This is a genomic window from Desulfovibrio litoralis DSM 11393, from assembly GCF_900143255.1.
GTDB lineage: Bacteria > Desulfobacterota > Desulfovibrionia > Desulfovibrionales > Desulfovibrionaceae > Frigididesulfovibrio_A > Frigididesulfovibrio_A litoralis.
The window spans coordinates 96,832-103,954 of the sequence record NZ_FRDI01000008.1 but is presented as its reverse complement, the minus strand read 5'-3'; the positions used below and the strand labels follow the sequence as shown (position 1 = coordinate 103,954).

Sequence of the window (7,123 nt, the reverse complement as noted above, 5' to 3'; positions counted from 1 at the left end):
TTTTTTATGCTTCTCCAAAAACTATCCTTGATACGCAGTTGCTTGCTGCCACAATGCGGGCAAACAGCCTGTCCCATCCAAGAAACTTGTAATACCACGGGTTTGGCGGAAACAACATTTTCTATTGTAAATTCTGGCAAACCGATTAGAATTCTTTCCACAGGGCGATCTCCTTTCTTTGGTCGGAATCGCGTTTTGCCCTGTTAGGCATACCGCTTTATGGCAGTATGTCTTTTTTATTAGATTTTTTCTACCTGCCCCCGTCTTTGAGGGAGAGCCCATAAACCCGACGTTGTATCAACTTCATTTTCTGGTGAAAGCCTTCTGTTATTCCATTATTTTTCACGAAAATGATGTCCTTGCGATAAATTTCTTTTAACAGAATGAACAATAATGACAAATATCTATAGCTATGATATACGCCTGTTATACTTTTATTAAAATGACGAGCATAAATAAATGTTAAAATCTTTGTTGGCGATTAGTCTTGGTGCATCTTTAGGGGCGAGTTTGCGTTGGTTATTGAGTCTTTGGCTTAATGGCTTTTTAATGTATATTCCTTTGGGAACTTTGTCTGCTAATTTAATAGGCGGTTATTTAATAGGTATCTTTTTTGGAGTGTTTTCAACCTTCTCTGAACTTTCCCCTGAGCTTCGTTTATTTATTATTACCGGATTTTTAGGTGCGTTAACAACTTTTTCGGCGTTTTCGTTAGAGACAAGTTTGTTATTAAAAGATGCACGTATGTTTTGGGCATTATGTACAATCGCTTTAAATGTTTGCGGTTCTTTATTGATGACTTTTTTAGGTTTTGGAACTTATAATTTGTTAAAAAACTTTTATTCTTAGTTGTTGTATATTATTTTTATATATTAGTATCTTATTGAGATTATTGTTAATAGTTGGAGTGTTTAATGTACGAAGAAGAGCGTAAGCATGAAACGAGTAAGGCGGCCTCAGCCTCTGTTTTAGCGGCGTTATTTTTAACCGGTCTTAAGCTTGTTGTTGGTCTTTCTACAAATAGCTTGGGTATTTTATCAGAAGCTTTGCATAGCTCTCTTGACTTAGTTGCCGCCGGTTTGACTCTTTTTGCCGTACGTTATGCTTCGAATCCGGCTGATTCAAAACACCCCTACGGACATGGTAAAATAGAAAATTTATCCGCCTTTGTTGAGGCGTTATTGTTGCTTGTTACCTGTATTTGGATTGTCTACGAGTCTATTAATCGCTTGTTTTTCAACCCTGTTTTGGTAGAGGCTTCACTCTGGGGTTTAGGGATAATGGCTGTTTCTATCGTTGTTGATATTTCTCGTGCCAGAATGTTAATGCGAGTAGCCAAAAAGCATAAAAGTCAGGCTTTAGAGGCCGATGCTTTACATTTTTATACGGATATATGGTCATCAGCCGTTGTTATCGTGGGTTTATTGGCGTTATATTTGGCTTCGTTTTTCCCCGAGGGTTCTGTTTTAAGAATCTTGTTTGAGCGTGCTGATGCCTTGGCGGCCTTAGGCGTTGCCGCTATTGTTATTAATGTAAGTTTTAAGCTTGCGGTGAGAGCTGTTAATATTTTGTTGGACGCAGGCGATGTTGAGCTTGAAAAAACAATGACAGAACTTGTTAAAGCTATTCCCGGTGTATATTCAATTGAGCGTTTACGTTTAAGACACAGCGGGTCTAAGGTTTTTGCGGACTTGGCTGTTGTTTTAAAAACGGCTGTTTTGCTTGAACAAACTGATGAAATTCGTCAAAAGATTAACCTTGAAATGGCTAAACTTGATTCAACTATTGAAATTACCATTGAGTTTTTACCCTTTCCTATAGAGCAACTTGATCATATCTCAAAGGTTAAAAGAATTGCTTCGGTTTATGGCTTAGAGGTGCATGCGATTAAGTTTTCGGAGTTTGAAACAGAAAGTGGTGGGGCGTTAAAAGAACTTTTACAGCTTCATGTAGAAGTTGAACCTAATGAAACTTTATTGAATGCACATAATTTAGTGAATAAATTTGAAAAAGATCTAAGAAAAGAACTTTCTAATATAACTATAATTTCGCATCTTGAACCAAGAGAGCAAAAACATCTTGCGGCTTATTCCGTAAATAAAGAAGAACTTAGCACTCGTAAAAATGTTATTGAAGATGCAATATTAGGCGAAGAGAAAATTTTTGATGTACATAAAGTTTTATTTAGAGAATCGCAGGACGGAAAACAATTAAGTTTTCATTGTCATATGCCACCTGATTTATCTGTGAGAGATGCTCATGAAATCTCTTCGAGAGTGCAGGCAAAACTTTATAAAACGATGCCTGATTTAGACTTGGTTATTATTCATACAGAACCAAAGCTGTAAAACTATTTTTCTAAAATTACGACTACAACACACATTGTCTTTTCGTGGCTTATAGAAATAAAGCTATTGGTGGCACCAAGTTCATCAAAGCGTTTTTTTGCTTGATTATGCAATATTAAAAGCGGTGCTCCGTTACTTTCTTTTTTTACTTCAATATCTTGCAGGTGGATATCTTGGCTAAACCCTGTGCCAAGGGCTTTTACGGCTGCCTCTTTGGCGGCGAAGCGAGAGGCTAAAAAAGTTGGAATTTGTTCCGGGTTATGAGGCAGGTTTTTTAATTCTTCCGAATGAAGAATGCGGTCGGAAAAAGACCGCCCGAAACGCTCATAAGAACGTTTCAGACGGTTAATATCAACTATATCTATTCCTAAACCTATAATCATTGTGGCTTAGTTAGCCTGATGAGTTGCGGTTAGGTTAAGACTACTAATGGTTTCAGGTGTTGGAGGGGTTTGGAACACGGTAAATGGAATAGGTTCTTTGGGGTTAATTTTAAAGGTAATTTGACCAAAGTTAGCAATAAAGCTGTTTATCGGGTCTTTTAAACCTGTTAAGTTAAAAGAAGCTAAACCTTGTGCAACTTGTTCTTCCATCATTTTTTGTTGAGTTGCGATTGCTTCATCAGTTAAGCTTGGGTTCAATGCTTTTGCTGCTTTAATGAGCATTTCTCTAACTTGCGTTTTGACATCAAAAGTAAATGATGCTGAGACTAAGCTTAAGTTATCGCCGTCGGACAATTTTTGTAGAATGGCTAACATGTTGCCATTATTATCTTTATCATTGTCTAACGCCACTCTGATGAAATCAGTTAACCCGGTGAAATAATCTTTGTAATATTGTTTTAAGTCAGTAGAGTTTATTTGATATTCAGTTGTAACTCCGACAAGTTCGTTCATGTTGATCTTGTAATTTTTTACATTCATTGTGTTTTTTACAAAATCAAGCTCGGTTTCCAGTGTCAAATTAAATACGGCATCTTTAAGTTTATTTTCAGTAAAGATGGCTTGTACAGGCGGAGGAAGCATCATTTTATCAGTCGCATTATGGATAGTTGCGTCTTTTATGTTCGCTGTTCCGGTTATTTTTTTATCTTTTATATTGCTATCGAAATTAATGTTGGCGATAGAAAGGAGTTTGTCGTTTCCTTTAGTAAGGCTGACGTTTTTAAAATCAAACTTTTGGCTTCCGTCAACAAGAAAGTTATCTACGTTTGATAAATATCTGAAACCGGCAATCACTGGCATGTTTGTGGTTTCTATACTTTCAACGTTGAAAGAATCTCCGGTAGTTATAGAAAAGAAAAAGTTCTTGATTGTGAAAGATTCTGCAATATTGTTCTTTACATTTTTGAATTCAAAACGCTCAAGTTTGGCTATATCTTTGCCTTCACTAAATTCAAAACCTGCAAACAACAGGTTTTCATAGCTGAAGTTTTCGCTTAAAATTTCTATTTGTTCAATAATTCCAACGATATTCTCTTGGCTTTTTGCGACAATCATTTGTTGGAAAGCCGGCATGGCAACAGCAAGATTAAGTTGTGGCTTAGCAAGGAAAAATTCTTTGAGCTTTAAAGACGTGGCGGTGTTTGTTGCCGATAAACCGGTAACTCTGACAGATTTGAGATCTTCAATAACAAAAGAATCAGAAAAGGTTTTATTTAGTTCAAGGTTAATATTTTCAATTTTGAAAGTAGGATTGTTAGGATTACTAGGGTTAGCCGGAACTTCAATGTTGCTTAAGCTTATAGACTTATTAAACATGGAATATTTAACGTCGCCAACGGTAATGGTTTCGTTTGGTGCAGTTTGTTTAAAACCGGCAATAAAGGCTTGACGCAAGGAGTCTTCCGTGCGTTTTTCAACTGTGCTTACGCCAAAGTAAGCAACAGCCATAACAGCAAAAATTGCTATTATAAAAATGTGTTGTTTTTTCATTCTGATCCCTCGTATGAATTTTATAGTATAATTTTGATAAATTATTTTATCCTTTTAGTATTATCAAAAAAAAATGTTTAACGCAAGATTTTTGTTTTTTATGCTGCGAATTAGAGGCTATTGCACAATAGTCTCTAAGTGGCTTCCGTTAGGACGACACTCCCCAAAACACAAATAAGAAAAATTTAATTTTCCTATAAAACGAGTGTTTTTTGTGGCTTAAGACGTTTTATGTTATGGTATACAGAGCATAAAACGATGATAAAAGCACGCAAAACAGAGTTTTGCAATGGTCTTAATTTTGTTTTATTCAAGAAAATCTTTGGGTCTGGCTTGCATGTTTTGACTTTTATTAATATAATAAATAAAATAGAATTGTTTGTTTTTTTATTTATAAAAAATATAAAAATCTGGAGTATATAATGCGTGTTTGTATAGTGGGAACAGGTTATGTGGGTTTAGTGAGTGCGGCTTGTTTTGCTGAAATGGGTAATGATGTTGTTTGTGTTGATGTAAACCCCAAGGTTGTAGAAAAATTAAAAAATGGTGAAGTTCATATTTATGAGCCGGGTTTAGAAAAGTTAGTCCAACAAAATTTTAAAGATGGGCGTTTGGTTTTTACCACAAAACTAACAGAAGGCTTATCAAACTCAGAACTTGTATTTATTTGTGTAGGCACGCCGTCCGGTGATGATGGTTCTTGTGATTTATCATACGTTGAAGCCGTAGCCAAAGAAATTGGTAGTCAAATGCAAAAACCTTTAGTTATTGTTGATAAATCAACAGTACCGGTAGGAACAGCCGACTTTGTGCGTGAGCTGATTGCCGCTGAGTTAAAAAAACGTAAGGTTGATATTGATTTTGATGTCGTTTCTAACCCTGAATTTTTAAAAGAGGGCGACGCTGTTCAAGACTTTATGAAGCCTGATAGAGTAATTGTCGGAACAAGTAGCGAAAAGAGTGCTAGTTTATTAAAAGAGCTTTATGCACCTTTTGCACGCAGTCGTGATAAATTAATCGTAATGAGTGTACGCAGTGCTGAAATGACTAAATATGCAGCGAACTGCATGCTCGCAACAAAAATATCTTTTATTAATGAAATCGCTAATTTGTGTGAACAAGTTGGGGCGGATGTTAGAGATGTGCGTACCGGAATTGGGGCGGATCATCGTATTGGTTATCACTTTATTTATCCCGGTCTTGGTTATGGTGGTTCTTGTTTTCCTAAAGATGTTAAGGCGCTTATTCATACAGCCCGCAAATATAACTTTGCTCCTGAATTATTAGAAGCGGTTGATAACGTTAATAATCGCCAAAAAGTGCGTATGGCTGAGCGTATTAGAGCTTATTTTGACAAAATGACTAAATCAGAAAATAGCGTCCATGGAAAAACCCTTGCTTTATGGGGCTTGGCTTTTAAAGCGAATACTGATGATATGCGAGATGCCGCTTCTTTAAGTATTATTCAAGATTTAACAAAACATGGCATGAAGATTCAAGCCTTTGACCCTGTGGCTCATAATAACGCACGTAACATCTTAAAAAATAATCCTTTAGTTAGCATTATGGATAATCAATATGATGTGTTGAAAAATGCAGACGCTCTCTTGGTCGTTACAGAATGGAATCAATTCAGAACCCCTGACTTTAAACGCATAAAAGAAAGCTTGAAAAATCCATTGATTTTTGATGGGCGTAATTTATATTCTGATGCGACTTTAAAAGAACTTGGCTTTACTTATCTGAGCGTAGGAAAGGCTTAACGAGGCATGGCTTGTGCTAAGTAAAATAATGCTTAGTTATAAGTTAAGATGAATTGTAAATAGAACTTTGTTATAAATAAGTATTTAATGTAATATTTAATAGGCTAGGTAGATAAAATGAAAGCACAAGCTCAAACAATCCAAAATGATATTATTGCTTTGTTTGAAAAAGCATGGCGAGAATGCTTATCAGATATTGAGCAATATAAACTTGAATCTTTTATTGCTCAATATATCAAAAAGATAGATCCAGCTAAAGGAAATGCCTATCATGCCTCTTATTATGCTTTATTGGGGCAAATAAAAAAAGCCCAAGAATGTTATGAAACTGCGATACGCTTAAACCCCAATGATGCCGAAGTATATTATAATTATGCAGTCTTTTTTCGCAACACAGGAGAGCTTGAGAAAGCTATAAGATATGCACTTAAGGCAATATCTCTTGATGGAGTGAGAGTTTCTTATATTGTGAAGGCAATTGAATATGCCTTTTTAGCAGAAGATAAAGTTTTGTTAAAGCAACTAAGCAAACAATATGAAAAAATTACAGGCAAAAGTTTTGATTTTAGCGGGTTCAATGCAGGCAAAGAAGAAACTATAAAAGAAGATAAAGAACTAGATTTATATGCTACCTCTTCTTCTGCTCTAAGAGATTGGGGAAAAACTGAAGAGGAGACAGCATGGGACAAATAAATACACCCCAATATGTTTCAGGTGATGTTGTTTTTGTTCCTTTTGATTATTCTGATTTAAGTCAGAGTAAAGTTCGCCCTGTAGTAATTATAAAGGCTCTTGCGAATAACGATTTTTTGGTTGCAATGATAACTAGCAAAGGTCTTTGTGATCCATATATTTATGCACTTGATATGAACAACCAAAGAAGAGCTGGTTTACCTCGAGAATCTGTAATTCGTTATTCTCGTTTATTTGTTGTAAACGAAACGAGAATTAGAAATAAAACAGGCCGTGTCCCAGACGAACTTTTAACAAGCTTAAAAGAAAAAATAGCAGACTTTATAAAAAAATAAAGCCTGCTATTTAATTTTACATGAAAAAATAAAACACTAAACAATTAAAT

Annotated in this window: 7 protein-coding genes and 1 pseudogene; 5 read left to right on the top strand and 3 right to left on the bottom strand. The window is 35.4% G+C overall.

From position 1 onward, the window contains the following. Positions 1 to 250 precede the first annotated feature (250 nt). Positions 251 to 349: pseudogene (locus BT999_RS12750) on the bottom strand (transposase); the annotation flags it as partial. Positions 350 to 459: 110 nt separating this feature from the next. Between BT999_RS12750 and crcB the strand changes: the two are divergent. Together crcB and BT999_RS08905 are read left to right on the top strand one after the other, a co-directional pair. After that, positions 460 to 849, top strand: a complete 390-nt coding sequence (gene crcB / locus BT999_RS08910; protein WP_072697440.1) for a fluoride efflux transporter CrcB — start codon at positions 460 to 462, stop codon at positions 847 to 849. 65 nt (positions 850 to 914) lie between these two features. Continuing rightward, positions 915 to 2,348, top strand: a complete 1,434-nt coding sequence (locus tag BT999_RS08905; RefSeq protein WP_072697439.1) for a cation diffusion facilitator family transporter — start codon at positions 915 to 917, stop codon at positions 2,346 to 2,348. Positions 2,349 to 2,350: 2 nt separating this feature from the next. Here the strand turns inward: BT999_RS08905 and acpS are convergent, their stop codons facing one another. Continuing rightward, positions 2,351 to 2,731, bottom strand: a complete 381-nt coding sequence (gene acpS / locus BT999_RS08900; protein WP_072697438.1) for a holo-ACP synthase — start codon at positions 2,729 to 2,731, stop codon at positions 2,351 to 2,353. Between the two features lie 6 nt (positions 2,732 to 2,737). Continuing rightward, positions 2,738 to 4,282: a hypothetical protein gene (locus BT999_RS08895; RefSeq protein WP_072697437.1), complete on the bottom strand. Its 1,545-nt coding sequence runs from the start codon at positions 4,280 to 4,282 to the stop codon at positions 2,738 to 2,740. A gap of 422 nt (positions 4,283 to 4,704) precedes the next feature. On the opposite strand from BT999_RS08895, the gene BT999_RS08890 reads away from it, so the two are divergent. The 3 genes from BT999_RS08890 (at position 4,705) to BT999_RS08880 (ending at position 7,073) form a co-directional block, all read left to right on the top strand. Further along, positions 4,705 to 6,045, top strand: a complete 1,341-nt coding sequence (locus tag BT999_RS08890; RefSeq protein WP_072697436.1) for a UDP-glucose dehydrogenase family protein — start codon at positions 4,705 to 4,707, stop codon at positions 6,043 to 6,045. A gap of 117 nt (positions 6,046 to 6,162) precedes the next feature. Next, complete coding sequence (locus BT999_RS08885) at positions 6,163 to 6,738, top strand: tetratricopeptide repeat protein (protein WP_072697435.1); 576 nt, start codon at positions 6,163 to 6,165, stop codon at positions 6,736 to 6,738. Beyond that, positions 6,726 to 7,073 carry a type II toxin-antitoxin system PemK/MazF family toxin gene (locus BT999_RS08880; protein WP_072697434.1) on the top strand — a complete coding sequence of 116 codons (348 nt, stop codon included), beginning with the start codon at positions 6,726 to 6,728 and terminating at the stop codon, positions 7,071 to 7,073. Before BT999_RS08885 ends, BT999_RS08880 begins: the two co-directional genes overlap by 13 nt. Positions 7,074 to 7,123: the final 50 nt, after the last annotated feature.

Coding starts and splice junctions, on each gene's coding strand:
- crcB (WP_072697440.1), top strand. CDS start 460: ATGTTAAAATCTTTGTTGGCGATTAGTCTTGGTGCATCTTTAGGGGCG.
- BT999_RS08905 (WP_072697439.1), top strand. CDS start 915: ATGTACGAAGAAGAGCGTAAGCATGAAACGAGTAAGGCGGCCTCAGCC.
- acpS (WP_072697438.1), bottom strand. CDS start 2,731: ATGATTATAGGTTTAGGAATAGATATAGTTGATATTAACCGTCTGAAA.
- BT999_RS08895 (WP_072697437.1), bottom strand. CDS start 4,282: ATGAAAAAACAACACATTTTTATAATAGCAATTTTTGCTGTTATGGCT.
- BT999_RS08890 (WP_072697436.1), top strand. CDS start 4,705: ATGCGTGTTTGTATAGTGGGAACAGGTTATGTGGGTTTAGTGAGTGCG.
- BT999_RS08885 (WP_072697435.1), top strand. CDS start 6,163: ATGAAAGCACAAGCTCAAACAATCCAAAATGATATTATTGCTTTGTTT.
- BT999_RS08880 (WP_072697434.1), top strand. CDS start 6,726: ATGGGACAAATAAATACACCCCAATATGTTTCAGGTGATGTTGTTTTT.